26 protein-coding genes and 1 pseudogene are annotated in these 26,023 nt (G+C 60.4%); 20 read left to right on the top strand and 7 right to left on the bottom strand.

Going from position 1 to position 26,023, the window contains the following annotated elements; genetic code table 11:
- The 3 genes from HHL27_RS09970 (at position 1) to HHL27_RS22770 (ending at position 3,729) form a co-directional block, all read left to right on the top strand.
- Positions 1–2,058 (top strand): hybrid sensor histidine kinase/response regulator, encoded by a 2,058-nt coding sequence (locus HHL27_RS09970; RefSeq protein ID WP_169493240.1) that lies wholly within the window; start codon positions 1–3, stop codon positions 2,056–2,058.
- A gap of 3 nt (positions 2,059–2,061) precedes the next feature.
- Positions 2,062–2,445, top strand: a complete 384-nt coding sequence (locus HHL27_RS09965; RefSeq protein WP_169493239.1) for a hypothetical protein — start codon at positions 2,062–2,064, stop codon at positions 2,443–2,445.
- Positions 2,446–2,598: 153 nt separating this feature from the next.
- Positions 2,599–3,729, top strand: coding sequence for a phospholipase D-like domain-containing protein (locus HHL27_RS22770; protein ID WP_338114862.1), 1,131 nt, complete (start codon positions 2,599–2,601; stop codon positions 3,727–3,729).
- 484 nt (positions 3,730–4,213) lie between these two features.
- On the opposite strand, the gene HHL27_RS09955 is transcribed toward HHL27_RS22770, so the two are convergent.
- The gene (locus tag HHL27_RS09955) at positions 4,214–5,056 is read right to left on the bottom strand and encodes a YihY/virulence factor BrkB family protein (protein WP_169493238.1); all 843 of its coding nucleotides are present in this window, start codon (positions 5,054–5,056) and stop codon (positions 4,214–4,216) included.
- 472 nt (positions 5,057–5,528) lie between these two features.
- Between HHL27_RS09955 and HHL27_RS22900 the strand changes: the two are divergent.
- The 7 genes and pseudogenes from HHL27_RS22900 to HHL27_RS09925 all read left to right on the top strand — a co-directional run.
- Positions 5,529–5,643, top strand: a pseudogene (locus tag HHL27_RS22900) (transposase); the annotation flags it as partial.
- A gap of 930 nt (positions 5,644–6,573) precedes the next feature.
- Entirely contained in the window at positions 6,574–6,870 is a 297-nt protein-coding gene (locus HHL27_RS22895; protein ID WP_420874049.1) for a hypothetical protein, read from the top strand.
- The gene (locus HHL27_RS09945) at positions 6,764–7,159 is read left to right on the top strand and encodes an SOS response-associated peptidase family protein (protein ID WP_420874044.1); all 396 of its coding nucleotides are present in this window, start codon (positions 6,764–6,766) and stop codon (positions 7,157–7,159) included. Before HHL27_RS22895 ends, HHL27_RS09945 begins: the two co-directional genes overlap by 107 nt.
- Before the next feature lie 156 nt (positions 7,160–7,315).
- The gene (locus HHL27_RS09940; protein ID WP_169493236.1) at positions 7,316–7,528 is read left to right on the top strand and encodes a hypothetical protein; all 213 of its coding nucleotides are present in this window, start codon (positions 7,316–7,318) and stop codon (positions 7,526–7,528) included.
- 171 nt (positions 7,529–7,699) lie between these two features.
- On the top strand, positions 7,700–8,095 hold the full coding sequence (locus HHL27_RS09935; RefSeq protein WP_169493235.1) for a hypothetical protein: 396 nt from the start codon (positions 7,700–7,702) through the stop codon (positions 8,093–8,095).
- A gap of 295 nt (positions 8,096–8,390) precedes the next feature.
- Complete coding sequence (locus tag HHL27_RS09930; RefSeq protein WP_169493234.1) at positions 8,391–8,690, top strand: hypothetical protein; 300 nt, start codon at positions 8,391–8,393, stop codon at positions 8,688–8,690.
- Positions 8,691–9,165: 475 nt separating this feature from the next.
- The gene (locus HHL27_RS09925) at positions 9,166–10,446 is read left to right on the top strand and encodes a sensor histidine kinase (protein WP_169493233.1); all 1,281 of its coding nucleotides are present in this window, start codon (positions 9,166–9,168) and stop codon (positions 10,444–10,446) included.
- Positions 10,447–10,662: 216 nt separating this feature from the next.
- On the opposite strand, the gene HHL27_RS22890 is transcribed toward HHL27_RS09925, so the two are convergent.
- Both HHL27_RS22890 and HHL27_RS09915 read right to left on the bottom strand, forming a co-directional pair.
- The gene (locus HHL27_RS22890; protein WP_420874048.1) at positions 10,663–10,842 is read right to left on the bottom strand and encodes a helix-turn-helix transcriptional regulator; all 180 of its coding nucleotides are present in this window, start codon (positions 10,840–10,842) and stop codon (positions 10,663–10,665) included.
- 123 nt (positions 10,843–10,965) lie between these two features.
- A complete protein-coding gene (locus HHL27_RS09915) occupies positions 10,966–11,304 on the bottom strand; it encodes a hypothetical protein (RefSeq protein ID WP_169493232.1) in 339 nt (112 codons plus the stop codon).
- A gap of 48 nt (positions 11,305–11,352) precedes the next feature.
- Here HHL27_RS09915 and HHL27_RS09910 point away from each other — a divergent pair, with 48 nt between their 5' ends.
- The 10 genes from HHL27_RS09910 to HHL27_RS09865 all read left to right on the top strand — a co-directional run bounded on the left by HHL27_RS09910 (position 11,353) and on the right by HHL27_RS09865 (position 24,248).
- Positions 11,353–11,853: a TonB-dependent receptor gene (locus HHL27_RS09910; protein WP_338114861.1), complete on the top strand. Its 501-nt coding sequence runs from the start codon at positions 11,353–11,355 to the stop codon at positions 11,851–11,853.
- Positions 11,854–12,877: 1,024 nt separating this feature from the next.
- The gene (locus tag HHL27_RS09905) at positions 12,878–14,896 is read left to right on the top strand and encodes a M3 family metallopeptidase (protein WP_169493231.1); all 2,019 of its coding nucleotides are present in this window, start codon (positions 12,878–12,880) and stop codon (positions 14,894–14,896) included.
- A 55-nt stretch (positions 14,897–14,951) separates the two neighbouring features.
- The gene (locus HHL27_RS09900; RefSeq protein WP_169493230.1) at positions 14,952–15,485 is read left to right on the top strand and encodes an RNA polymerase sigma factor; all 534 of its coding nucleotides are present in this window, start codon (positions 14,952–14,954) and stop codon (positions 15,483–15,485) included.
- Positions 15,473–15,841: a hypothetical protein gene (locus HHL27_RS09895; protein WP_169493229.1), complete on the top strand. Its 369-nt coding sequence runs from the start codon at positions 15,473–15,475 to the stop codon at positions 15,839–15,841. The genes HHL27_RS09900 and HHL27_RS09895 overlap by 13 nt, the downstream gene beginning before the upstream one ends.
- A 126-nt stretch (positions 15,842–15,967) precedes the next feature.
- Entirely contained in the window at positions 15,968–18,145 is a 2,178-nt protein-coding gene (locus tag HHL27_RS09890) for a TonB-dependent siderophore receptor (protein ID WP_169493228.1), read from the top strand.
- Positions 18,146–18,168: 23 nt separating this feature from the next.
- Positions 18,169–19,920 (top strand): ABC transporter ATP-binding protein/permease, encoded by a 1,752-nt coding sequence (locus tag HHL27_RS09885; RefSeq protein WP_169493227.1) that lies wholly within the window; start codon positions 18,169–18,171, stop codon positions 19,918–19,920.
- A 35-nt stretch (positions 19,921–19,955) separates the two neighbouring features.
- The gene (gene trxA, locus HHL27_RS09880) at positions 19,956–20,285 is read left to right on the top strand and encodes a thioredoxin (protein ID WP_169493226.1); all 330 of its coding nucleotides are present in this window, start codon (positions 19,956–19,958) and stop codon (positions 20,283–20,285) included.
- A complete protein-coding gene (locus HHL27_RS09875) occupies positions 20,282–21,139 on the top strand; it encodes a hypothetical protein (RefSeq protein WP_169493225.1) in 858 nt (285 codons plus the stop codon). Before trxA ends, HHL27_RS09875 begins: the two co-directional genes overlap by 4 nt.
- Positions 21,139–23,094, top strand: a complete 1,956-nt coding sequence (locus HHL27_RS09870; protein WP_169493224.1) for a S9 family peptidase — start codon at positions 21,139–21,141, stop codon at positions 23,092–23,094. Before HHL27_RS09875 ends, HHL27_RS09870 begins: the two co-directional genes overlap by 1 nt.
- Positions 23,091–24,248, top strand: a complete 1,158-nt coding sequence (locus HHL27_RS09865) for a PLP-dependent cysteine synthase family protein (protein ID WP_169493223.1) — start codon at positions 23,091–23,093, stop codon at positions 24,246–24,248. The genes HHL27_RS09870 and HHL27_RS09865 overlap by 4 nt, the downstream gene beginning before the upstream one ends.
- Here the strand turns inward: HHL27_RS09865 and HHL27_RS09860 are convergent.
- From HHL27_RS09860 to HHL27_RS22410, 4 genes are read right to left on the bottom strand one after another with little or no spacing between them, the layout of a single operon-like run.
- Positions 24,234–24,386: a hypothetical protein gene (locus tag HHL27_RS09860; protein WP_169493222.1), complete on the bottom strand. Its 153-nt coding sequence runs from the start codon at positions 24,384–24,386 to the stop codon at positions 24,234–24,236. The genes HHL27_RS09865 and HHL27_RS09860 overlap by 15 nt on opposite strands.
- Complete coding sequence (locus HHL27_RS09855; protein ID WP_169493221.1) at positions 24,383–24,634, bottom strand: site-specific integrase; 252 nt, start codon at positions 24,632–24,634, stop codon at positions 24,383–24,385. Before HHL27_RS09855 ends, HHL27_RS09860 begins: the two co-directional genes overlap by 4 nt.
- A 6-nt stretch (positions 24,635–24,640) precedes the next feature.
- Complete coding sequence (locus HHL27_RS09850; protein WP_169493220.1) at positions 24,641–25,435, bottom strand: integrase arm-type DNA-binding domain-containing protein; 795 nt, start codon at positions 25,433–25,435, stop codon at positions 24,641–24,643.
- The gene (locus HHL27_RS22410; protein WP_240959650.1) at positions 25,432–26,010 is read right to left on the bottom strand and encodes a tyrosine-type recombinase/integrase; all 579 of its coding nucleotides are present in this window, start codon (positions 26,008–26,010) and stop codon (positions 25,432–25,434) included. Before HHL27_RS22410 ends, HHL27_RS09850 begins: the two co-directional genes overlap by 4 nt.
- Between the last annotated feature and the right edge of the window lie 13 nt (positions 26,011–26,023).

Raw genomic sequence — 26,023 nt, 5'->3', positions numbered from 1 at the left:
ATGTGGGCCGAACTCGGTCTCCAGACTATGCAGGAGGCTCTTGAGGCGTTGATTGCCCATTCGCCGGATTGCATAAAAATCATCGACCATGACGGCTACCTGGTAAAAATGAGCCCCAAGGGCCAAGTTGCAATGGAGGTGAATCACCTTGGCGCAATCATTGGTGCCAAATGGCATGAGCTCTGGCCGATGTCGACACGCCCTTTGGTTCTCAAGGCCTTAGACGAAGCGCGGCTCGGTCGTCATGGGGCATTTCGGGGCTTTTGTCCGACCGCAGCGGGTAATCCCCGATGGTGGCAAGTCGATGTGTCGCCTCTTGGCGTTGTAGAGGGGCGCGCCAGCCATTTTTTGGCCGTGTCACGCGATATTTCTCATCTTTACGTTGATGGTAGTCAGGTTGAGACGCTTAGGGCTATGGTTGCGGATCTGTCGGCCGAGCGTGAGCGACTTCTCGAGGCCAAAGCGGACGAAGAACATTCCGAGAGGCTGCGACTGCTTGGGCGGTTCGTCGGGAGCATCATTCACGATCTCAACAATGTTCTCGCCGCCATGCAAAGTGCATCTTCGCTGCTTCGGCGGCGGATTGATGATGGCGTTAGTGCTGACATCCTCGACCACGTTGATCAGGCTGTAACGTACGGCAGTCAGCTGACTCGCCAATTGCTGGATCTTTCGCGCCGTGACGAAGGAAGCGTTGAAAGTCTGGATCTAGCCGATGTCCTGGAACGCGATGCCGATCTGTTGCGTCACCTCGTCGGCAGAGCGATCACAATCGATTTTTGCCGAGGAGAAGAGGTCCCGCCAGTTCTCGCCTCCTCGTCTCGGATTAGGTCGGTAATCTTCAACCTCATCGCCAATAGCCGCGACGCTATTGGCGGCGAGGGCGCCATACGGATAGAGTTGAACAGGCGCACGGTCGCTGACCCTTCCGAGCGGCTTCAGCCTGGTGAGTATGTTGAGCTTTCATTCGTGGACAACGGATGCGGTATGCCGCCTGAAGTGGTTGCGAGATTGGGTGAGCCATTTTTCACAACCAAAGGCAGAGGCAAAGGCACAGGGCTCGGCCTCGCCTCAGCGTTCGAGCTCGCAGAACTGTGTGACGGCACAGTCGAGATTGAAAGCCAGCTGGGGGTAGGAACTACCATAAGGCTCATTTTAGCGGCTTCGGCTGCGTACACTCAGTATGCTTTATCCGATAACAGGTTGTCGAGCATACAAGGCGGAGACGCCACTATCTTGCTCGTCGAGGATTCCGACATGTTGCGCCAGCACATTGGCGAGAAGCTCAAGAGCGGTGGCTATACGGTTCTCGAAGCGATCAGTGCGAAGTCGGCAATTGCACTCGCAGTGGGAGCCGCATCTATCGACCTGCTGATCAGTGACCTGCAACTTGATCAGGGCAGCGGTGCTGAGGTCGCTCGTGAGCTGCGGAACCGTTACCCGCTGCTGCCAATGATCTTTGTTAGCGGCAGTGTGGGCGAGGCATTGCCCGAAGGTGAAATTTTTCTTCCCAAGCCTGTTGACACGAATCTTTTAAATCTGACCGTTGCCGAGCAGTTGGGGCGGCTGCCTGGCAAAAGGCTAACCAGCGCTCAACGAGCTCGCTCCGATCGGGTGGAAAGAAGGATCAAGGCGAAAGACCTCATCCTTTGCTTTGGGGAATGGCGGTCGCTTTGCAACGACCTTGGCAGGTTGCCGAGCCAAGGGGAGTTCACCTCGCTCAAACCCTATATCGAGAGGAGCGGATATGTCGTGGAAGTGGGTGGGACAACGGCTGTCCCAGTTTTCAAATTTTCTGCTGCCTCCGAGGCGGTAGAAACTAAGCTCGGGCGTCCGTTGCTCGGCACATACATTACAGCCCGAGACGAGGAGAGCCTTGGCTCAGTGACCGATGCTCTCCAACGGTGCCTGAAAGGTATCGCATACCACGACTACCTAGCCCTGAACGCGCGTGGAGTATCCACGACATTCGAGCGGATAATGTTTCCTTTGTCGGACGACGGATGGTTTGTGACCCACATAGTGGGCGTCACCAAGTTCTCGGAAGGTAAAGGCTGAGCCATGTTCGATAGACCCGATGTAGCCGCGATCATGGAGGCACTTTCGTGCGACGAGATTGACCAACTGCCTTTCGGCGCAATCAAGCTCGACAAAGACGATCGCGTTGTTTTTTATTCAAAGCGCGAGGCTATTGCGTCCGGGATGGGAGAGCGCGGCCAGGTTGGACGAGACTTTTTCAAGGACATCGCCCCATGCTTTGCAACTGACGAATTTTTGGGTCTTGTCGCTGAGGCCAGATCCGCTCCAGATTTCAGTATGGAACTCTATAAAATCGGTGATTTTGCTGATTCTGAAGCTGAATTGCATATTCGTTTGTTTTCAACACATGATCAGGCGCTCTGGATGTTGATCGAACGAGAAAGCGACATGGTCGCCGCCAATTGAAGAAAGACCAATAAAATCTGCAGATGACGACATTTTGAAGGATTTTCGGATGGACCGTGCAGATTGGAATGACAAAACGGTAACGTCCGAATTTGCGACTGACGAGAGCCAAACGTCATCTGTTTGGGGATTGCCCGTGCAACTCGCGCTAAGGTGATTGTCGACGCTGCTGACTATTTCGAAATTGTCCAGCAGGCGATGATGAACGCTAAGCAGCGAATCATGTTGATCGGTTGGGATTTTGACACCCGGATATCGCTCGTTCGCAAGCGGAAGGAACGTGGAGGGCCTCCCAATCGATTGGGGGATTTTATTATCTGGCTTGCCGATCGAACTCCAGGGCTTGAGATCAAGTTGTTGAAGTGGAACTTTGGGGCCTTGAAGATGCTGGGTCGAGGCTCGACGCTGATCGATCTAGCGAAATGGGCGATGCATTCGCAGATCGAGATGAAACTCGATAGCGCCCACCCCTTTGGTTGCAGCCATCATCAAAAGATTGTCGTGATCGATGACAAGTTCGCCGTTTGTGGCGGCATCGATATGACGTCAGATCGCTGGGATACCTCTGATCACCTGGATGACGATCTTCGTCGGAAGCGACCCAATGGAAAACCCTATGGGCCGTGGCACGATGTTACGATGCTGGTTGAAAATGAGGCAGCAGCCGCATTGGCGTCTTTGGCCAGATTACGGTGGGAAAGAGCTGGTGGTGCGCCGATCGAACCCTGCACCCCGATAGCGGCATCTCCGTGGCCTTCGTCGGTTCAAGCCGACTATCAGTTTGTCCGGCTGGGTATTTCACGGACGCGAGCGAAACACGATGATTGTCCCGCCATCAGCGAAATTGAGCAGCTGTTCTTAGAGCACATCGCCCGGGCAAAGCGGTTCATTTATGCCGAAAACCAGTATTTTGCCTCGCGCAAGGTCGCCGAAGCAATAGCGAAAAGGATGGCTGAGTCCGATCCTCCGGAAGTTTTCATCGTCACCTCAGAAAGTGCCGATGGTTGGCTAGAGCAGAAGGCGATGGATAGCGCTCGCGCCCGCCTGGTTCGTTCCATCGGAGAGAAAGACATCAATAGCCGTTTCTCCATCAACATCCCATACACTGCTAATGGCACGCCAATTTACGTCCACGCAAAGCTCATGATTATCGATGACGAGGTGCTGAGAGTGGGCTCGGCCAATATGAACAATCGCTCTCTGGGTTTGGACAGCGAATGTGACGTCTCTCTCGATGCTGCAGATCCGGCAATTCCTCGGCAGCCCCCGAAATTGCTCGCCTAAGGCATAAGCTCCTTGCCGAGCATTGTGGTGTCAGTGTCGAGCATATGGCGCAGACACTGAGCGCCGCGATCACGATGCGAGAAGCAGTAAAGCTCTTGACTGGTCCTGGTAGGCGTTTGGAGCGGCTAGAATTACCCGATTTGTCTGACGCAGAGACGGTTCTCGCAGATCAGGCCATACTTGACCTGGAAAATCCTGATGAACTCTATGAGCCTTTCGCCAAGCGCAGCATCTTTTCTCGTAGCCATGTGCTTGAGGAACCAGTTAAGGGGTGATCCGGACACCAGACAGCTGACGCTGCTCGGAACAAAATCATGTCGAACAGGCTATTTGATGGCTGAGGTTAGGCATCTAGGAACTGCCCGCAACGTCTTGCGTATGATGGATGTTAGCGTTGATCCGCTGACGCAGTCGTCATCCCTTCACTTCGTCATCGGCTCATCGGCGGCGGTCACCCGGTCAGCAATGATCGGGTGACCGTTTTTTATTGCGGCAAGTCGGACCCAAAGCTTGACGCCACTCGATCAGCGGGTGAGCCTATCTTTGAAGTTGCCACTGCCTCAAGCGACCGGTTAAGGCAGGCGCCGACAAACAAGGCCATAGCTGAAAAATAGAGCCAGGTGAGCAGAGCTACGATCGCCCCGAGCGACCCGTAAACGGTGCCGAATTTGCCGAGGTGATCGGCATACCAACTGAAACCCGACGACAGGAGAAACCACGCAAAAGCGGTCATCACGCTTCCCGGCGTAATCCATTTCCAATGTGCCTCAGTATGGTCAGGCACCCACCGGAACATGCTTGCGACCACAGCAGCGCTGATTGCGGTAAGCAGACCGACGGAAATGATAGTCATGAGAAACTCGGTGAACGGGGAGGCTGGAAGAAGCCTCGTCCCAATCGATGTGATGAAAGACGCTATGGAGAAGGTCGTTACGAGTGTAACGATGATAGCTGCGGTAAGGAGCAATGCTGTTCCCTGCAGCCTAAGAAACGAACGCGTCTCCTCCCGGTCGTAAGCATTGTTAAGGGCAGTAATGATCGCTGAAGCCGCGCCTCTCGCTGCAAAGATCGCGACAACCAAGCCTACGAGAAGTGCAAGGCCCTGCTTCGCCCCTGCGCTCTCTAGGGCCAGTCTTATCGGCTCTTGCAGGATTGCACCGGTTTCGCGCGGAAACAGTCGCTTGATGTCTTCGAGATGCTGCTCCAACACCTCCGGCTCAGTGAACAAGCCATAGGCAAGAGCAAAGCTGCCAATCAATGGCACGATAGAAGGAAACGCGAAGAAGGCGATGCCGGCGGCTTGGAGACTGAAATCGGTATCGCCCAACCGCTTTCGTAAGTTGGCAAAAACGGGTCGCGTCGAAACTCGTCTCACGGAGAGAGCAATCGTCGAGAGGACAGACGACTTGCGAGATGTAGCGCCGGAAGGATCGTTTTCCATAGCCGGCGCAACGGACACCGCGCCGTTTCGTTTCGTCCGATGTTGAACTCAACGTAAGACCATATGTCCGCGTCGTCATGAGAGGTGGCTCGCCCTACACTGCGTTTCCGAGGGTTGCTCGGATTGGCCGAGCCGATCCTCATCGCAGGAGGACGAGCCGTGGGCCATCATACAGATGTATTCGTCGGAATCGATGTTTGGAGAGCATCTCCAGATATTGCTGCGCGCGCGATGCGCGATGACGTTTTGCCAAGACTGTGCGCGCCCCTTTCGGCGCGTACAAAGCCGGTATTTGCGTTGTCCCTGGGACCTTGCCATTGACGGCAGGCGTGTCTCCCAGCAATCCGGCGAGCTTTCTGTGATCGGAATTGACGACTTCGCCTTCCGACGAGGCCAGACTTACGGAACGATTGTCTGCGATCTGGAACGGCGCAAGCCGGTCACCCTGCTACCGGATCGCGCCCTTGAGACGTCACGCACCTTTCTTGCAGCACACCCATCCGCCAGATCGTTCGGCAGACAGGTCACAGCCGAAAGCTGGTTCGAGATGTGCTGCGCGGCCAGCGCCTCGACGTGTTCCGCACCCGGCCGAGCTTTCTCGACCCCTGGCTGCCTTGGTTGAACGAAAGATGGGATGCTGGTGCTCGCAATGCACCGGCACTCTGGCGGGAAATGCGCAGCGAAGGATTCACGGGGCAAAGCGGTGTCGTATCTCAATGGGCCCAGCGGCGGCGCCTGGCCGAGAAAGCTAACCAAAGTGGGCTCGCCCGCACGCCATCGGCACGAGTCCTTGCCCGCCTGATGACATCTGCTCGAGACGGGCTTGCAAGGTCAGAGGCAATTCTTGTCGCCGTAATCGAAGACCACGTGCCAGATCTGGTCGCAGCTCGCCAGGTGATCGGAAAATTCCAATCCATGATCCGCTCCAAACCAGATGCGCTACCAGGCTGCGCTACTCCCCGACCCGCAGAAATCCAGTGTTTAAGCTAGATTTTCGCCGCCAGTTGAGGTTCTCCAAAATGCACGATTGACACTTAGTCAGGCGTAATCTGGACGTAGTGGAACCTCAACCGATGCACCGCACTTGCGTTGCGTGCGTTGGCCCCTTGGCAGCCAACCGACGGGGAGCCAAATCTGTACCTACGAACGTCCTAGGTGGAAGCGGATGTCAGTCTGAACCGAATTAAATCCGATGTCAGCTTGGCGAGGGTTGTAGGCCGCTGAGGGTCGGCACAAGACTCGCATCGAACGCATCGACAAGCTCGCTTAAAACGCAAGCGAGCAACTGGACATCATTCAATCCAGCAGCTTACTCGGACGGCCGCGCCGGACACTTGGCAGGGCTAGAGGTAGAATTTATTGACTGACCAACGGACGCTTTCCCGATGTGCAACCTTTACCGCATGACCACCAACTTCCAGGCCGTCGCACAACTGTTCGGTTCTACCCTGCAGGTCATCGCGAATGTGCCCGGTGAAATCTATCCTGGCTATCCCGGCCTCGTCGCCGCAGAAGGCCAGCTACGACAGATGACATGGGGCTTTCCGCTCACTCTCACTGGGAAGCAGGGGCAAAAAACTCAAACCCAAAGCAGTGACGAATGCTCGCGAAGACAAGCTTCATACGGCGTTCTGGAAGGACAGTTTCACCCGGCGGCGCTGCCTGATCCCGGTCACAGCATGGGCCGAAGCCGAGGGTGATAAGGGCAAAATGACCCGTACATGGTATGCGCTCCCTGGCGAGGAGACATTCGCGGTCGCAGGCGTCTGGAGACACACCGCTGAATGGGGCAACGCTTACGCTATGGTAATGGTCAACGGTTGCGAGCAAATGGCCGATGTGCACGACCGCATGCCTGTCCTATTGCCCCGCGCGACATGGGAAACATGGCAGCACGGTACACCTGAAGATGCATTCGGACTTTGCCTGACATGGGCCGGACCATTGCTAGTAGTGCAGACTAAGGATCGATGGGCTGGGTCGCGCTGAATACACGGGGCTAACCCGCTGGTTTTAGTGAGTAAATCGACCTCTAAGCTTTAGGGCTTGCGACCGGCAAAAAGCGACCTAAATACGGCTCCGATATCCCGGAAAAGGGGATGGACAGCGCGCCTCCTGCTCGAGACCTGGAGAACGGAGAAAGAGATGCGGGTTGCGGATTTGGGGGCCTTGCGCAAAGAAACGCTCATGGATGACTCGACAAAGCGTGCAGCGACGCACCTCGAATTTGCCCTCTCCCATATGAAGGCTGCGCTCATCTATTGGCAGACGGAGGCCGGTGGGCGCGAGGAGCTCCGGCAGCTGGCTGAGCGGATAGCTATCCTGATCGACGAGAGCGGGCCGGCGCCGGAGCGTTAACCATTTGTTTGCAAAGATGCGCTAGGTAAGTTGTCGGTCAGGGAGGGGCCCCTCCGCCGCCCTTGATCGTTCGAATCCTTAGAGCCGGGCCACCCATGTCCAAGGTCCGGCTCTATTGGAACCTCAGCCAAGAAACGTGCATCCTCGAGCGGCTTCGTTTATCCTGGCCCCATGAGCCTGCACGATCGCCTCAAGGGCTATTACGACCGGATCGCCAACTTTCCCGAGGGGAGTCGGTGCGAGCACGGCACACACCTCAAACCCGACGCCTTCGTGGCATTCCTCGACCTTCGCAGGCTGCTCGAAGTCGAGGTGTTCCCGCTGCTATACAAGATGGAGCAGACCGGCGAACTTCCTGCATCAGAACCGGCAGAACCTACTGAGATTGAGCTAGGCCCGTGCCGTGTCTGTGGTGGTGAGCCTGTGCCTTCATTCTACAATGGCTTCGCCAAGTCCGGCTATGTCGTCCAGTGCGAGACGGACATGGCATCCGGCGACGGCGCCCATGCGACTAGCGTTCACCGCACTGAGTGTGAGGCGGCAGCCGACTGGAATGGTCAAACATAGGAACCGTTGCCCCATCTGAGCGTCTAGCTACTATTCCCTGACTGGTTCTGGGCCCGCCTCTTTAAACGCCGAGGGGCGGGCCTTTGGACCGTACTTATGCGTCGCCGTCTGCCCGTCGCTGGCGCTGGATCACCTATTAATGCGTTATTAGGACGAGCATGAGCGAAGGTTACGCATCCTTGCTTCGCAATCAGCCGGCGAAGCGGACATTCCATCATCTCGCCCCCCAAATCATCCCCCAGTCTGGATTCTCCGATAAATGCCCTCATTGGTGTGCCAACATGAATGATCGCCGATGCAGAGCGACCTGACTGAGCTGGTGCTGCAGGCCTTGCATGCATGGAAAGAAGCACAGCAAGCAACGGAAGATGCGGTCGAGATTATGGAGCGAGCCGATATGGAAGGCTGGCTGCATGAGCCGAGCGCGCGGTGCCATATCCGCGACAGCGAAGAGCGAGCGAACGCGGCCTGGGCAAAAGCGAACGCTCTTCGTGATGCAGTCCTGGCCATTGGCGTGCCGACATCAAGCCCTGCAACAGAATGCGAAACAGGGGAGGGCGAGCGTCAGGGACCGACGTCAAACGATAGGATGTGAGGACTTTCATCAAAGTGTACGCTCGCCAAGATCAACCCTGCGACAAGAGCAGGCATCCCCGCTCGGTCCTACTTCCGCCACTGCCGCTGCTTCACATATTGTTGGCAGAACCATTCCGAAATCGTGAACGCGACTGCGAATCCAGCGGCAGTCGCACCAAGGATGATCAGTGTGGTCATCGCCCCAGAATGACCATAGCCGAGAAAATGTCACTATCTTTAGTTACTTAGGATAGCAGCCAGACGGCGAAAGTGGGGTGTGATCAGTCATTCGAATGATTGTCGGCTGAAAGGCGCTACGCGAGCGCGGATATTGTATATGCCCAGTAACATCACACCCACATTGTGAATTCCGCCAGCAGGTGGGCTTTCGCAGAAGTGGTTCGCAACTCACCTACTCATCGCGCAACCAATATCAGCTTACACAGTTAAACCTCGGGCGCCTCATTAGCCACGCCCAAGGGATATTGCTGATCATGACCAAGACGTCCGCTTCCTCGCAGCCAGATGGAAGCAATCCGGTAGCCTTTTCTGCGGATAATTCGCCCGAAGTAGTGGAAACGACGCACAGAACCGAAGCTGGCAGCTTCGAGGAAGCCGTCGCGGAAGTGGGCGAGGGCTCGATGTTGGGCTATCGTCTGACCCAGCAGGCGATCCTCTCGGATTTTGGCCTTCGAGCCCTTCAGCAGTCATCGCTTGGTGATCTACTCAACGATGCCGCGCAAAGTGCGGCCCAAGGGATGAGGACCAGTCTCGCCAAAATCCTCGAATACCGCCGCGACCAAGCGGATTTGCTGATTCGAGCCGGCGTGGGCTGGCAAAAGGGCGTTGTCGGGAAGGCTTCTATTGGCGCTGACGCAGGTTCACCAGCCGGGTTCGCGTTCCAGAGCGGCTCGCCTGTCATTTCCAACCACCTCGAGAAAGAGGAACGGTTTCGGACCCCTGAAGTGATGGCCAGACACGGCGTAAGGCGCGCGATCAACGTTGTCATCGCGCGTATCGGCGGACCATGGGGTGTGCTCGAGGTCGACAGTTCTAATGCCGGCGAATTCGAAGCGGCAGATCTTGCCTTTCTGCAGGGACTGGCCAATCTGGTCGGTGTCGCTTCCGATCGTATTGCCGCGGAGGAACAGCTGCGCCAGTCGCTGGAACACCAGCGAATGCTGGTAAAGGAGGCGAGCCATCGGGTGAAGAACAGCTTGGCCATGCTGTCGAGTTTGATGAAGATGCAGGCACGCAGCGCTAAGACTGACGAGACCATGACCGCGTTGGGCGATGCCTCGGATCGTATCCTCGCAGTCGCAGCGACACACGATCAAGTCTGGCGTCAGGAGGCTGGGGACAACGTCGATTTGTCGGAGCTTCTCCCTCAACTTTGTCATCAACTCGATGAACAGGCTCCCCACCACTCGATCCATTGCGACATTGATTCTTTCGTAGTGACTGCCTCAGCAGCCACTTCGATCGCGCTTCTCGTGACGGAGGCTGTTACGAATGCGATGAAATATGCCTATCTTGATGGTGGAAGTGGAAAGATCGAGATCAAACTGGAGAGGATTGGCGAAACGGCGACTTTAGTCGTCTCGGACAATGGGGCCGGTCTTCCGGAGGATTTCGATCCCAACAAGGCGCAGATCAGTAGCCTTGGCATACGCCTGATCCGGACACTTTCTGCGTCGGTTGGAAGCGAAGCGCAGTTCTGGGCGGATAAAGGCACCAAGGTAGTCGTCGCGAACATTAAAGGGAGTGTCGAATAGGCTCCCAAAGAGGGCAATCGTCCACTCATCGGCAGAATTTGCCAAGTTTTCCAAACGGTTCAAACAAATGGGGATGGAGTGTATAGTGATTGCCCCTCCGATGACCTGCCTGGTCTCCTTGAAACAAGCCTGGGCTTCGCCAGTAAAGCTGGTGGCGACAGAAGATAGCTGAGCGTCGCCAATTATTTGCACTGTGGCCGGGGTCAAGAGCAGCGTTTAACCGTCAGTTTTTTGCCGCTTCAGCCCTTTTTCCATACACTCCGCTATCTGGCTTGCATACCAGCCCACCGCGCGAGGGCCGATCGGGATTCGCTTGGGAAAGGTGCCAGCCTTGATCATGTTGGCGAGAGTGGATTGAGAAACCCCGATCCGGCTGAGAACTTCAGGACGGCGCAGGATAGCTTCTTCGGACTGCTCGACCGTTCGATCGATCGCAGCTGGCTCAGATTGTAACTTAGCCAGTGATGCGGCGGTCGCTGCATGTGGGACCTGCTGCTTCGGCGAAGCCTTCTTTCGGTTTCAGGATGTCGAGACTGGCAGCACTTCGACAGCTCGCTTTCTCGCGCGGGCGCTGGCTCCGACGGCATCGTAGATCTCGTCCTGCGTCATGAACGATGCGAGGAATTCCTCAACGTCATTACGATTGACGAAGATCCGGTGGGTTGAGGTCGCCAGGACATTGCACCAGTCATCGAGTTTCAGGCAACGACTTGCCATGCGCGGGACTGGGGTGTCGGTTTCCCAATGCAGGGGCCTGAGTAGGACGGGTTTACCGCCTGTGAGCGGACGGGCTGATGTCTCGAGCTTGCCTTCAAGGACCGCTTCCTGGAGGGTGCGGGCACAAATCTGGACAATCACGGAAACCGGGATTCGCCATCGGGCGTTTGTTCTTCCGAATTGGTCTTCGTGGGTGATGCCGGAAGCACCGAACCCAACGATGCATCGCGCCGGTTTGGAGCCGAGTTTGCCCTGTTCTGGCGGCCTCTGCCCGGCGTGACGGTGGATGGCACCGCTGCATATACCCGCGCGCGCTTTCGTGGTGCAGCACCGGGCCAAGCCTTCATCCCCGGTGCCACGCCGTTCGTGCTGGGCGGCGGCATCAGTGCCTCGATGACCCCATCGCTTACCGCCACATTGCGTATCCGTCATTTTGCCAGCGCGCCGCTGATCGAGGACAATTCGCAGAAGTCAGATGCTACGACGTTGATGAACCTTGGCGTCTACCGCGAGGCTGGACGACTCCGCCTTGGGATTGATTTACTCAATCTCTTCAATGCCCGCGATCCCGACATAACTTACTTCTATGCGTCACGGCTGCGCGGTGAACCGGCGGGCGAGATCGATGACCGGTATATCCATCCGGTCGAACCGCGTCAGGTCCGAGTAACGGCGCGCTTCCTGCTCTGATTCTGCCGATTGCCCGAGCTTGAATTCCTTTTAAGCGGACACAGGGGCTGGGCAGTTATCTGATCCTTCAACCGAGATCTAGGGCCGATACTCTTTTGGTGATTCTGCCCACGGAGAGCGACTTGGGCTACGTCGTTTGTAACGTGGCTAGCGTCAAACATGAACCAATGCGCTACTATGCCTATAGCTGCCTAGATCGTCGATCCGATGAGGTAGACTGCCGAGGAATCTGATTAAAACCATAAAGTATATATAGAGTAGGGTGTGCCGGTCAAGCCGGTTTTAAACTGCATTCCCCGACCCCGTAACTCAACGTCAATGCCCATCGGTATATGCAAATGAATTCCGGCGGATTCTACGTCCCAGCGCGGCATTTGAGCAGTGGGGATTTGGGTCTGTTCGCGAGGCTCATGAACCGCCATGTGCTATGTTTGTTCGGAAATGGGGACCAAATAGCCATTTTCGGTTGTAGATGCCCTTTGACCCTGCCAGCAGAGAGAAACTCGCTGCAAACCAGTCGCTTCTAAGGCACTTTGTAACAACCAATTTGGGCGATTGTGCTTGAAAAGCACACCACTTGCGAAGGTAGCCCTAGTTTCCGTTCGGGAACTAAATTCATGCCTAATTGCTGGCGCTGCTTAGCTGGTTTTTAAGTTGTCCATGTCGCCTTTCCGCTATGGAGTGGAATGATGTTTCGCAACCTGGACGTGCGCTGGCGAAGCTGATTTCGGATCGTATTATGTATGACGAAGTCATCGCAACGGCTAGCCCCTTTTGAACGGATGCGGAGCTCTTGTGGTGTCTTTCGCCGCAACAGCGTGGACCTCCACCGCTGGTCGGTGTCGGCAACGCATTGGCGATTGTGACCTTCTCTTTAGAGCGTCGATCAAACCGGATTGCGCACACTTAACACTCCCGCGTAGTTGCAACAGATCGTTCGTTGGTGATGTTCGCTTGAAAGTGAGGTTCGCGCTAGATGGCGCGTCTTCCGCCTGGGCGTAGCCCTCTGCTGTCGGACTTGATTATGACTGAAGCCAATCCCCTCCTCGCCCCGACGGATCTACCGGAATATGCCGCGATCCGGCCCGAGCATGTTGTACCGGCGGTCACGTCCGCCGTGGCGGCCCATGCCAAAGCCATGCGCCAGTGTGTAGCGATGGCGGGCGATCCGGGGCTGCTGGCGGCCAAAGATCTGGCCGATGTGGCGCTGTCGCGGGTATGGGGCGTGGTGGCGCATCTGCTCGCGGTGACCAATTCGCCCGAACTGCGCGCGGCCCATGCCGAGGCGCAGCCGATCATCGATGCGCATTTGAGCGCGGTGGGGCAGGACAAGACGCTCTATCAGGCGATGGCGGCAATCGATCTGGCGGCGCTCGACAGCGCCAGCCGCCGCGCGGTGGCGCTCGCCTTGCAGGAGTTCGAGCTTTCGGGCGTGGCGCTCGATGGGGAGACCGCTGCCCGCTTTACCGACAACATGATGACGCGCAGCCGGCTTTCCACCGCGTTTTCCAACGCCGTGCTCGATGCGACACAGGGCTGGACGCTCGACATTGCCGACGCGGCGCGGCTTGACGGCATTCCTGAAGCCGACCGGCAGGGCATGGCAGAAGCGGCACGGCAGGCCGGATTAGCGGGCTGGCGGATCAGTCTGCACGCGCCAAGCGTGATGGCGGTGCTGACCCACGCACACGATCGTGACCTGCGGCGCGAGGTCTATGCCGCCTACAACACGCGGGCTTCGGATCAGGGACCATTGGCCGGACGGTTCGACAATTCGGAGCGGATGCGCGAGCTGCTCTTGCTACGCGGCCATGCGGCGCTGATGCTGGGGTATGACGACCCCGTCGCCGTCTCGCTGGCAAGCAAGATGGCGCGCGATGGCGACGAGGTGGAGAGCTTCCTCACCGGCCTTGCACAGGCCGCGCGTCCGCGCGCGGAGCAGGACATGGCGAGCCTGCGCGCTTACGCGGCGCAGGAGCTTGGCCTTGCCGACCTGGAGCCGTGGGATATCGGCTTTGTCAGCGAACGGATGCGGCAGGCGCTTCATACGATCGACAGCGGCGAGATTCGCCGCCACTTGCCGCTGGATCGTGTGCTGTCGGCGCTCTTCGCGCTGGTGGGGGAATTGTTCGGCGTGGAGTTTCACGAGGGCCATGCGCCCGTTTGGCACCGGGACGTGCGCCATTTCACGTTGCACCATAAGGGGAGCGAGCAGCCGGTGGCTGCGCTTTATGCCGATTTCTTCGCGCGTGAGGGCAAGCGCGGCGGGGCGTGGATGGATGTCTGCCGCCCGCGCGCAGAGAGCGGCGCGGTGTGGCCGGTCGCCTATCTGGTCTGCAACTTTTCGCCCGCCGCGCCCGGCCAGGTGGCCACGATCACCCATGCCGATATGGTGACCCTGTTCCACGAGATGGGCCATTGCCTGCACCACCTGCTGAGCCCGGTCGATTTGCCGAGTGTGGCGGGCATTTCGGGCGTGGAATGGGATGCGGTGGAATTGCCCAGCCAGTTCCTTGAAAACTTCGCGTGGGAGCCCGCGACGCTCAAGGCGGCTTCCGCGCACGAGGAGACCGGCGAACCGCTCTCTGACGCGCTGATTGCCCGGATGCTGGGCGCGAAGAACTTCCTCTCCGCCATGGCCTTGCTGCGCCAGACCGAGTTCGCACTCTTTGACTTGCGCCTCCACCGCGCAGCGGGCGGCGGCAATGCGCCCGACTCGCAGAGGGTGCTCGATGCAGTACGCACCGAGGTGGCGGTGATCACCTATCCCGAATGGCATCGCTTCGGCCATGCCTTCAACCATATCTTCTCGGGCGGGTATGCGGCGGGCTACTACTCCTACCTCTGGGCCGAGCGGCTCTCTGCCGATGCCTATGGGGCGTTCGAGGAGCCGGGCGCCGACCGCGCAAAGCTCGGCGCAAGGTTCCGCGACGAAGTGCTCGCCAAAGGCGGATCGCGCGCGGCGATCGACAATTTCATCGCTTTTCGTGGGCGTGAGCCGGAAAACGGGCCCTTGCTGGAAAGCTGGGGCATTGCCGCGTAAGAAATCGGTTGCGGCAGGCTGAGCATCCGGCTCCGCTCCGCGTCCTAGAGATATGATGCAGCAGCGAACATCCTCTTTGCCCGGCTCCTGGACGGAAGAACTGGATGCCCGCTATCGCGGTGCGCTTTGTACCTTCTTTCGCCGCCGGATCGGCAATGGAGTCGAAGCTGAAGAACTGGCGCAGGAAGTGATCGTGCGGGTCTGCGATCTGCCTGAAGGGCAGATCGAACGGCCCGATTCCTATGTGTTCACGATTGCGGCCAATCTGCTGCGAGACCGGGCGCGCCGTGATGCGGTCAGGGCTTCGTATCGTGAGGCCATTCTCGCGGACTCCGAGCGTTGGGATGTGGAGCGGCGCGATCCGGAGCGCATTCTGGCGGGGCGGCAGAACCTCGCTAACGTGGCCGGGGCCTTGCGGGCCTTGCCCGAGCGGACCCGGGTGATCTTCGTGCTCTATCGCCTCGAGGGAATGCCGCGCCGCGACATTGCCGATGCGTTCGGCATTTCGGTCAGCGCGGTCGAGAAACACATTGCCAATGCCATGCGGGCTATCATCGCCCTGAAGGAAAACAATCAATGGCACAGCTGAAACCGCAGGAAAGCCGCACGGCTGCCGAAATTGCGGTGGATTTCATGATCCTGCATGTCGAAGGGCGGCTGGACGAGGCTGGCGAGGTCGAACTGATCCGCTGGTTCGAGCAGGATCCGTCGCACCAGCGCCTGTTCCAGAATGCGATGATCTCGTGGTGGGATCTAGAGAACCAGGGCCTTCAGCCGGAAATCGCCGAACTGCGGGCAGAGGCTCTGCAGGCCTATGGCCGGGCCAGCCAGCAACGCTGGAGGCGGTTTCGGCGGCCGCTGCGCCGGGCGTGGCTCGTCGGGGCGGTTGCGCTCGGCCTCGCTGTCGCCGGGCTCGCGGCGGTGCTCCTGCGCCTGGCCGGATGATCGCCGCCGCGAGGCGGCTTCCAACTATTGCAAATTTCTTGCTGAGCATCTGCTGCCGCGCTGCGTCATGCCGTCATCAAGTGGTGTGGCTGACAGCGGCCATGGCCGATCAGGAAGGGCGGTACGATGGGGAAATTGCGTCTTGTTGAGCTTGTGCGGGGGGCCTCGGCGCTGGGAATGATCGCGGGCGGTGCCATTCTGCCGTCGGTCGCGCAGGCGGAGGAAACCGCTGCTCCGGACGCCCAGATCGTTGTGACAGCCAAGCGCGACGAGGCCGAGATCAACCTCAAGGTCGACAAGGCGGCTTCATCGGATCGCACCGGCAAGGGTCTGCGCACGCTGCCCCAGTCGACCACTGTCGTCACCAGCGCGCTGCTCAAGGAACAGCAGGTTCAGTCGGTCACCGAGGCGCTGCGCAATGTCAGCGGCACCACGGCGAGCTTCGGCAATGTGCAGGGCGTACCCAGCATTTCGGTGCGCGGCTTCGGTGCCACCGGACTGAGCAACGGCCTCTCCGGCTCGCTGACCGCGCTGCAACCGGTAGACAATCTTGAGCGCATCGAGGTGCTCAAAGGGCCTTCTGCCATCCTTTCAGGTGCGGACAGCCTTGGCGGCACCGTCAACCTCGTGACCAAGCGGCCAAGCGCCGACCCCATCCTCGACGTGAACGGAGAATACGGCAGCTTCGATACCTGGGCAATTGGTGTGGACGCCTCCAACGCGCTCACGGCGGACAAGAAGCTCAGCGCCCGGATCGTGGGCCGGTGGCTCGATGCGGATCGCAACTATGGTGGCTATGCCGGGCGGAACGAGCACTTTTTTGCGCCGGCCCTGCGGTTCAAGGATGCGAAGTCCGACATCATCCTCGGCGCAAGCATTGCCGAAAACTTCACCCCGCTGACGCCTTACACCTATGTCGTCGATACGCAGATCGTCGATCCCAAGGCACCCGGTTTCGGCCAGATCGCTGCCAATCCAGGCAATCCGCTCGGCCCGCGCGGGCAAGGCATCGGCTCCAGTTCAGAGCGCTATTATTTTAATGCCGAGCACAAGGCCGCTTCGTGGCTGACACTGGTGGCGCGCGGCGAACATGGCAATCGCCGGGTCAATATCCGCCTGCTGCAGCCGCTGTTCACCGATCCATCAGGGGTCTATTATTCGCCGCTCTCGCAGGGCAGCCAGGGCCGCAATGATGCGCTGGATGCCTATGCCCGGTTCAATTTCAAGACCGGCCCGTTTTCCCATGCCCTGACGGCAGGCTACAACTACTCGCGCGATCGTTCGCTGACGCTGACCGGCGCCAGTGCGTTCTACGGCCCGTTCACCGATCGCGCCGCCGGCCTTGCCGGACTACCCCTGCCCGAACAAGCCGGAACGCCCAGCAACATTGCCACCATTGTGCAGAACGGCCTCTATGCACAGGATCTGATCGAGTTTAACCGGTTTCACATCTACGCCGGCTATCGTCGCAACCGCTATCACCTCAATGCGGCGTCGCTGCAGTTTTCCTCGGTCAACGACGAGCGGCAGACCGCCAATACGGTGAGCGCGGGCGCCGTGGTCGATGTGGTCGGCGGCCTTTCGGTCTATGGCAATTTCCTCAGCGGCTATGCGCCCAATTTCGCCCAATACGATGGCTTCATCCCCAAGCCGCAGCGCACGCGCAACATTGAAGGCGGGATCAAGCTCGACCTGTTCGGCCGCAAGCTGGCCATCGTTGCGTCCTACTACCGCAACAAGCAGAACAGCATCGTCAATGGCTCGCTTGCCCCGCCGTTCTATCAGGTGATCGACGGGCTGGTCGCTGAAGGCTTCGAAGCGGACGTCAACGGCCAGATCCTGCCCGGCTGGACCATTGCCGCCACCTTCAGCCAGGCCAGCTACAAGTATACCAATCCCAACCCGTTCGAACGCAGCGATTTTGTCATCGCCCAGCCGAAGACGCGCTACAGCTTCTTCACCGCGTACGAAATCCAGAAGGGGCCGCTCAAGTCGCTTGGCGCGTCGGTCGGGGTCTATGGCTTTTCGCGTAGCATTGCGGGGACCGTGGGCAGCGCGTACCCGATCTTCGATCCGGTCACGTTCGAGATCACCGGAACCTTCAACAACCGTGCGCCGGTCTTCCTCGGCGCGCAGACCTCGGTGGATGCCAATATCCACTACAAGCTCGGCGATCTTAAGCTGAACCTCGGCGTGAAGAACCTGTTCGACCGCAAGCTCTACAATCTGGCGCCATTGGTCGACTATATCCCGCTTGGAGCGCCGCGCACGTTTACGCTCACCGCGACTTACAGCTTCTTCTGATCGCTTGAAGAGGACCAACTTCCTTGAATGCTTCCGCTTCCCCGTTGCCTGAAGGGCCAGCGCCGGTCGCCGCAACCCGCAGGTGGAACCATGCGCTCCGCCTGCTCGGCGGCTTCTGGTCAGGCCGCGAGGCACCGGTGGCCTGGGCGATGCTGGCCGTACTGCTCGGCCTGCAGTTCGGCACGGCCACGCTGGGGCTTTGGATGGCCGAATGGGAAAAGACCTTCTTCGACATGCTGCAGACCCGGCAGGGCGATCTGGCCGCAAGCCTACTCCGCTTTGCGGGGATCGTCGGGGCCTTTGCCGCGGTCGGGTTTGCCACCAGCTATCTTTCCGCCACGCTGGCGCTGCGCTGGCGGGCCTGGCTGAATGCGGACTATACCGCGCGCTGGATGGCCTGGCGCCGATACTACCGGATCGAGCGCAGCGGCACCCTCGACAACCCCGACCAGCGCATTGCCGAAGATCTCGATCTTCTGTCGCGCGGCATTCTGGGGCTGGTCACCGGCTTCACCTTCGCGGTGGTCAGCCTAGTGCAGTTCACCGGTCTGCTCCTGTCCCTCTCCGCGCCGCTAACCATCACCGTGCTGGGCCATGCTCTGGTGCTCCCCGGTGATATGGTGATCTGGGGCTTTGTCTATGCCGTGGGAACGTCGGTGCTGGTGGTGTTTGTTGGCCGGCCCATCGTGGCGCGCACGATGCGCCAGCAACATTTCGAGGCGGACTACCGGTTCGAGCTGATCCATGTTCGCCGCAATGCCGAACAGATCGCATTTAGCCGCGCCGAGCCGGTGGAACTGGGCAATCTGGCGGCACGTTTTAGCGCCCTGCGCCGCAACATGCACGGGCTGATCCTCGCCACCACCAACCTTGGCGTAGTGCAGGGCCTAATCAGCCAGCTCACTCCGATGACGCCGATCCTGCTCATGCTGCCGCGCTATTTCGCCGGGCGGATGACGATCGGCGATGTGATGCAGGGCCGCAATGCCTTCAACCAGATGAGCGTGGCGCTGAGCTGGTTCATGCAATCCTATGGCAGCATCGCCACCCAGATCGCGATCATCCGCCGTCTGCGCGCCTTCGATGCGGCGCTTGCCCTGCCGCCTGCCGATGCGGCGGCGGATTTGGAAATCGGCGAATGCCATGAACCCGCCCTCCATGCCCGCGATCTGGCGGTGCGGCTGCCTTCGGGCCCGCTGCTTGTCACAGTGCCGGACTGGCAGGTGGAGATCGGCGAACGCTGGGTCGTGCGCGGCCCCTCCGGCGCGGGCAAGAGCACGCTGCTGCGCGTCATCGCCGGGCTCTGGCCCGAGGCAAGCGGGCACCTCGCGCACCTGCCGCAGGAACGCATGATGTTTCTGCCGCAGCGGGCCTATTTCCCCATCGGACCCTTGCGCGCCGCGCTGGCCTTTCCGGCCTCCGCCGATGCCTTTGCTGCAGCGGACCTCGCCGCCGCGCTCGCCCGCTTCAACCTTGCCCATCTCGAAGCGCGGCTGGACGAGGTGGCCCCCTGGACCGACGTGCTCTCCCCCGGCGAACAGCAGCGGCTTGCCTTCATCCGGGTGCTTCTGCACCGCCCGGACATGCTCGTGATGGACGAGGCGACCAGCGCGCTCGATGCGGGCAATGCGGCGCTGGCCTATTCCGCCGTGCTGCAAGCGCTGCCGGGCCTAACCCTGATCAGCGTGGTCCACGATGACGCGCTGGAAATCCACCACACCCACCTGCTGCATATTGCGGACGGCATTGCCCGCCGCGCTTCGCTGCGGCCCTGAAACTGTTACCCCACCCGATCACGGGAAGGAGCCCCATGAGCACTCTCATCACTAATGCCACCGACGCCGATTTCGATGCCGTGCTGACGGCGGACGACCGGCCGGTCCTGCTCGATTTCTGGGCCGACTGGTGCGGGCCGTGCAAAGCGCTGGCGCCAACGCTGGCCGATCTCGCCGAAGACTTTGCCGACGAACTGCGCGTGGTGAAAGTCGATATCGTCGCCAATCCGGAAACCGCAACGCGCTTTGGCGTGCAGTCGATTCCGCTGCTCATGGTGATGCAGGGCGGCGAGGAAAAGGCCCGTCTGCTGGGCGCGCAATCGCGCGCGCGGCTGACCGCGTTTGTCGAAGGCCATCTGGCATGAGCGAAGCCTATCTGGCGGCACCGGAACGCAAGGCCGCCGTGCTGGCCCGGCTCGAGGAGGCCTTGGCAGCGGGCCGGGTTCTCTTTGATACCGGCATCTGGAATGCGCCCAAGGGGAGCCCGGCTGCGGTGGTCGCGCAGGATGCGGACTTACGCAGCTTCGAAGCCTTCACCGGCTTCCCTGCGGCCATCGGCGGGCTGGTCGATCTCGTCGCGCTTTACCTGTCCAACGCACCGGAACAGCGCGATACTTTTCTTATGCGGTTCTTCTCGGCAGTCCGCCCCGGTGCGGCGCTCGACCGGGCTGCGGCGCAAATTCTCGTCGCCATGCATGATGACCCGGCGATGACCGCTGCGGCGGGCGATGATGCCGAGGCAGCCGCGCTGCTGGCCCGTTCACGCGCGGCGCACGGCGATGCAGCAGCCGGGCAGGACGTGCCCCGCGCGGTGTGGAGTGCGCTTCGCGGCGACGCGATGCAATTGGCCGAGCAGCGCACAGGCCCGGTGATGGGCGCGCTCGATTTCATCGAACGCACCGCTTGGCCGCTCGCGCGCTCGCGCAGCGTCCTGTCCGAAGGGCTTGGCATCGTGATCGGCCTCGTCGCCAGCCTCGCCGTCCGCCAATCCGGCTGGACGGCGGCCGACCAGCGGAAAGTCGACGATACGCTGCACGCCATCGAAGCCGAAGCCATGGCGCGGGGCGAAGCCCAGCCCAACTATCCGGCGATCCTCAGCGCGCGCGAGCCGGCGCTTGAGGCCCGATTCCGCGAGCAGATCGAATTGCAGAGCCGGTGCTATGCCGCCACCACGCAGGTCTGGGCGGACCGGCTTGTCGCGCTGATGGAGCACTTCTGATGCGCGGCACGCCCGAAAGCCTGATCCCGCGCGCCAGCCTGTTCGGCTACCCGGCGCGCTTTGGCCTGCAGATCAGCCCCTGCGGACGGTGGTTCGGCTGGATCGCACCGATCGATGGCGTCGCAAATATCTGGGTCGCACCTTTTGCCGCCATCGCCGATGCCCGGCCCGTGACGCGCGACACGGGGCGCGGCATCACGGGTTTTTCCTTCGCCCGCGATGGCCGCACCGTGCTCTATGGTCAGGACAGCCATGGCGATGAAAACTGGCACGTTTTCGCCGCCGATATCTCGACCGGAGAATCGCGCGACCTTACGCCCTGGCCCGGTGCGCAATGCAGCATTGCCGGGCTCAGCCGCAAGCGCCCGGGCGAAGTGCTGGTAAGTGCCAATGCCCGTGATCCGCGCTATGCCGATCTCCATCTGATCGATCTCGCGTCGGGCGCGACCACGCTGGTGATCGAAAACCCCGGCTTTGCCCATTTCCTCACTGACGAGCAGTTCGTGCCCCGTTTCGCAGTCGCCATGCAGCCGGACGGCGGCTCGGCAGTGCTGGCGCGCAGCGGCGAGGCGTGGGAACCGCTGATGGTGTTTCCCGAAGAGGATGCGCGCACGTCCGGGCCCTCGGGCCTCGATGCGGCGGGCGAGACGCTGTTTTATTATGACAGCCGAGGCCGCGACACGGCGGCGCTTTATGCGCTCGATCTCGCCAGCAAGACGCCGCGCCTGATCGCCAGCGATGATCGCGCCGATATCAGCGGGACGATTGCCGATCTCGAAACCTGGCATCCGCTGGCCTTTACTGTGACCTATGCGCTGACCGAGCGGCACGTGCTGGACGAGGTGATCCGCCCGACCATCGACCTGCTCGACCGTGCGGGGCTCGGCAACTGGACGATCACCAGCCGCACCGACGATGACCGTTACTGGACCATCGGCGCGAGCAGCGATCTTCTGGCCGGATCGAGCTGGCTGCTCGACCGGCAGGAAATGACGGTGCGCCAGCTCTATGAAGTGCGCCCCGAACTGACCGGCAAGGCGCTCGCCCCGATGGCACCGGTGGTGATCCCCAGCCGTGACGGGCTGAACCTCGTCAGCTACCTGACCTTGCCCGCCGGTGCCGGGTCGCTTGAGCAAGGGGTGGCCGCGCCGCTTCCCGCCGTCCTGCTGGTCCATGGCGGCCCCTGGGACCGCGACGGTTTCGGCTACAACCCCGAAGCACAGTGGCTGGCCAATCGCGGCTATGCCGTGCTGCAGGTCAATTTCCGCAGCTCGACGGGCCTCGGCAAGGCGTTCATGCGCGCCGGGGCCAACGAATGGGGCGCACGGATGGACGATGATCTGGAAGATGCGCTCGAATGGGCCATTGGGCGCGGCTTCATCGATCCGGCGCGGATGGCGATCATGGGGGCGAGCTATGGCGGCTATGCCGTGCTCTCCGCGCTCACTCAGCGGCCCGAGCGGTTCGTGTGCGGCATCGACATTGTCGGCCCGGCCAACCTGCAGACGCTGATCGACGAAATCCCGCCCTACTGGGAAGACGCGCGGCTGCATCTTTATGCCAATATCGGCGACCCCCGCACGGAAGCAGGCCGCGCTCAGCTGATCGCGCGCTCGCCCATCCACCATGCCGCGAAGATCCGCCGCCCGCTGCTGATCGCGCAAGGGGCCAACGATCCGCGCGTGCTCAAGCAGGAAGCCGATCAGATGGCCGCGGCGATGCAGGCCAATGGCATTCCGGGGAACTATCTGCTGTTCCCCGATGAAGGTCATGGCTTTGCCCGCCCGGCCAACGACATCGCCTTCAAGACCGTGGCCGAGGCCTTCCTCGCGCATCATCTGGGCGGAGCAAGCCAGCCGCCCGTGCGCGAGGAAGTGGCCGGGACCACGATGCAAGTGGTCGAGGGCGAAGCCTGGCTGAGGGACCTCCACCGCGCAATTACCGGGTTGGCATGACGAAGATGAAAGGCCGGAACTGGGCAAACTGGGCCATCGGACGGATCGAGGCGGATTTCACCCGCAGTGCCGACACGCACCTCATCCCGGTGCCGGTTCCCGCGCTGCCTGACATCGCGATCTATCTCAAGGACGAGAGCAGCCATCCCACCGGCAGTCTCAAGCATCGCCTCGCCCGCTCGCTGTTCCTCTATGCATTGTGCAACGGCTGGATCAGCGAGGGACAGACCATTGTCGAGGCCTCGTCTGGCTCCACGGCCGTTTCCGAAGCCTATTTCGCGCGAATGCTCGGTCTACCGTTTATCGCGGTTATTCCGGCGGGCACCGCCACCGAAAAGATCACGGCCATTGAATGGCAAGGAGGGCGCTGCCACAAGGTGGCCGATGGCGGACTGGTCTATGGGGAGTCCGCCCGCCTCGCGGCAGAACTCGGCGGGCATTACATGGACCAGTTCACCTATGCCGAGCGCGCCACCGACTGGCGCGGCAACAACAACATCGCAGAGAGCATTTTTGCCCAGATGGCGCGCGAGCCCTCACCCGTGCCATCGTGGATCGTGGCGGGCGCGGGCACGGGCGGAACGTCTGCGACGCTGGGCCGCTATGTTCGCTACAATCGTCATGCCACACGGATCTGCGTTGCCGATCCGGCAGGATCGGTGTTTCACCGTCACTGGGCCGACCGGACGATCGAAAAGGCATGCGACCTGCCTTGCCGGATAGAGGGGATCGGCCGCCCGCGGGTTGAGGCCAGCTTCATTCCTGACGTGATCGACCGGATGGAAGTGGTGGCCGACAGCGTGTCGATTGCGGCTGCGCGGACGCTCTCGGCGCATCTGGGCAAACGCGTGGGCGCATCGACCGGAACCAACATGGTCGCCGTGGCCAGACTTGCCACGGAAATGGCTGCGCAAGGGCATTCGGGCTCGATCGTATCCATCCTTTGCGATGGCGGTGAGCGCTACGCCTCAACCTACTACAACGAGGATTGGCTCGAAGCGCAAGGCTTGGCCGACCCGCAGGCCGAGGCGCAGATCGGGCACTTCTTCGCGACCGGCCGCTTGGCCTATGCCTGCAAATCAGTCACGATGCGGTGTAGTGTGATGCCAGCAAAGCCGCAGGCTAATCGACAGCCGCGATTACAAGCAGGCTAACAGAACCATGACCGCATCGCCAACCTGCTGCGCGGCGTCGAGTAGATGCTCGTCATCGAGATGAGCATAGCGGGCCGTCGATTGGTGGTTGGCATGCCCGAGCAGCCGCCCGATCATCGGCAAGGTTTCCTTGCTCATGGCCGCATGGCTGGCGAAGTGTGGCGCAGGTCGTGGATGCGTAGTTTGCCGAGATTGGCCCGTTGAAGGATCGTCCTCCAAAGATGCTGGATGCAGCCGATCGGCCTGCGGTACTGGTAGTTCCAGAACAACCGAGGAATCTTCGGATGGCGCGGCAGACTGTCGATGACCTCGCGTACCGCCGACCCTAGCCAGACCGTGCGCGGGCCGGTCCTGCTGTCGCGCAGGAGCAGACGGTTGCCCTCCACGTCCTGTCACTGGAGGGTGAGGATTTCGCGGTAGCGACAGCCGGTCAGCAACAGCAGCGTGATGAACGAGCATCCAGAGCGGATCGTGAGATTCTCGCTGGCGCGCAACTCGGCAAGCATATGGTCAAACCGCGCTAGTTCCTCCGTCGATAAGAAACGCTCGCATTGCCTGCGCTTGTTCGGCCTGACCGACCGGCAGGGGTTGGTATGCTCAAGCCGGTATCCCCAGACCTCGGCCTTGTTGAGCATGTTCTTGAGGATCTCGAGCGTGCGGTTCGCCGCGCCGGGGCCACTGCGGTTGTTGCGGTCCGCGAACCACTTGGTCACATTCTCTTCGTTCAATTCGTCAATGAATACGCCTTTGAAGGCACCATCGAGATACTGGCGGCGATAGCCATCGTGGGTTGCCAACGTCGAAGCCTTCCACTGCGGCGACCAGCGGGACCAATATTCTTCCAGAAAATCGTCAAATCTGGGTGCAGAGCGGATGCGCTTGCGGTCAGTCGCTGGATCGCGACCGACCTGCGCGTAGGCGATGACGCGCCCCGCCACCATTTGCGCCTGATGCCGCGTCAACACCGAGGCTGGGCCGATCGTGACCGTCCGCTGCCTCCCTGCCATGCGCGTCTGCACGATGTAGACGTTGCGGCCGCTCGGGTAATGGCGGATGCCAAAGCCGTGCTCGATCCCGAGCCAGGTGGTGGACCGGGCCTTGCCCTTGGGCACCAGCAGGAAATTGACGTTCGCGCCGACTTCGGCGAGCGCCTCCTCGACGATCCGCTTGAGACTGGCGGTGGTCATGGACGCAACCCGATCGCCTGCGCCAGCGATCCGGCGATGCGGCCGGCGGCATTGCCGATCACGTCATCGGACAGGTGAGCATATTTGGCGGTCGTCTCCGGCAGGACATGTCTGAGCAGCCTGCCGATGGTCGCAAGCGGTACGTTGTCCATGATCGCGGTCGAGGCAAAGCTATGCCGTAGGTCGTGAACGCGGACATCCGGTAAGGCGCAGCGCGCACGGGAGGGAAGCCACCAGTTGTCGAAGTTGAGCGGCCTTGTCCTTGCGCGGTTCGGAAACACGAACGTGGTGCCCTCAAGCCGCTCGATCCCTTCCAGCACTTCGAGTGCTTGGCTGTTGAGCCAGATCGTTTTTGCTCCGGTCTTGCTGTCAGGTAGGAGCAAGCGTGGCGGCTGCACCCACTCCCAGCGCAGATTCAGTATTTCCCCGACTCGCGCACCGGTGAACAGGAGTAGCCGCAGGAGCGCAACCTGTGCGGGATAGGCTGCCTGCTGCTCACGTAACACCGCTCCAATCCGGCGATACTCAGCCGGCGTCAGGTATCGCTCTTTCGGTTCGCGCCAGTATCTCGGCATGCCTCGGCAGGGG

Origin of the sequence: Novosphingobium olei, assembly GCF_012927405.1 — a bacterium.
GTDB lineage: Bacteria > Pseudomonadota > Alphaproteobacteria > Sphingomonadales > Sphingomonadaceae > Novosphingobium > Novosphingobium olei.
This window is presented reverse-complemented; position numbering and strand designations above follow the sequence as displayed.

What these genes read in the sequence shown, in the direction of transcription:
- HHL27_RS09865 (WP_169493223.1), top strand. Translation starts at nt 23,091, where the DNA reads ATGACGAAGATGAAAGGCCGGAACTGGGCAAACTGGGCCATCGGACGG.
- HHL27_RS22410 (WP_240959650.1), bottom strand. Translation starts at nt 26,010, where the DNA reads ATGCCGAGATACTGGCGCGAACCGAAAGAGCGATACCTGACGCCGGCT.
- HHL27_RS09870 (WP_169493224.1), top strand. Translation starts at nt 21,139, where the DNA reads ATGCGCGGCACGCCCGAAAGCCTGATCCCGCGCGCCAGCCTGTTCGGC.
- HHL27_RS09850 (WP_169493220.1), bottom strand. Translation starts at nt 25,435, where the DNA reads ATGACCACCGCCAGTCTCAAGCGGATCGTCGAGGAGGCGCTCGCCGAA.
- HHL27_RS09905 (WP_169493231.1), top strand. Translation starts at nt 12,878, where the DNA reads ATGACTGAAGCCAATCCCCTCCTCGCCCCGACGGATCTACCGGAATAT.
- HHL27_RS22895 (WP_420874049.1), top strand. Translation starts at nt 6,574, where the DNA reads ATGACCACCAACTTCCAGGCCGTCGCACAACTGTTCGGTTCTACCCTG.
- HHL27_RS09935 (WP_169493235.1), top strand. Translation starts at nt 7,700, where the DNA reads ATGAGCCTGCACGATCGCCTCAAGGGCTATTACGACCGGATCGCCAAC.
- trxA (WP_169493226.1), top strand. Translation starts at nt 19,956, where the DNA reads ATGAGCACTCTCATCACTAATGCCACCGACGCCGATTTCGATGCCGTG.
- HHL27_RS09890 (WP_169493228.1), top strand. Translation starts at nt 15,968, where the DNA reads ATGGGGAAATTGCGTCTTGTTGAGCTTGTGCGGGGGGCCTCGGCGCTG.
- HHL27_RS09925 (WP_169493233.1), top strand. Translation starts at nt 9,166, where the DNA reads ATGACCAAGACGTCCGCTTCCTCGCAGCCAGATGGAAGCAATCCGGTA.
- HHL27_RS09860 (WP_169493222.1), bottom strand. Translation starts at nt 24,386, where the DNA reads ATGAGCAAGGAAACCTTGCCGATGATCGGGCGGCTGCTCGGGCATGCC.
- HHL27_RS09900 (WP_169493230.1), top strand. Translation starts at nt 14,952, where the DNA reads ATGCAGCAGCGAACATCCTCTTTGCCCGGCTCCTGGACGGAAGAACTG.
- HHL27_RS09930 (WP_169493234.1), top strand. Translation starts at nt 8,391, where the DNA reads ATGCAGAGCGACCTGACTGAGCTGGTGCTGCAGGCCTTGCATGCATGG.
- HHL27_RS09875 (WP_169493225.1), top strand. Translation starts at nt 20,282, where the DNA reads ATGAGCGAAGCCTATCTGGCGGCACCGGAACGCAAGGCCGCCGTGCTG.
- HHL27_RS09940 (WP_169493236.1), top strand. Translation starts at nt 7,316, where the DNA reads ATGCGGGTTGCGGATTTGGGGGCCTTGCGCAAAGAAACGCTCATGGAT.
- HHL27_RS09970 (WP_169493240.1), top strand. Translation starts at nt 1, where the DNA reads ATGTGGGCCGAACTCGGTCTCCAGACTATGCAGGAGGCTCTTGAGGCG.
- HHL27_RS09895 (WP_169493229.1), top strand. Translation starts at nt 15,473, where the DNA reads ATGGCACAGCTGAAACCGCAGGAAAGCCGCACGGCTGCCGAAATTGCG.
- HHL27_RS09965 (WP_169493239.1), top strand. Translation starts at nt 2,062, where the DNA reads ATGTTCGATAGACCCGATGTAGCCGCGATCATGGAGGCACTTTCGTGC.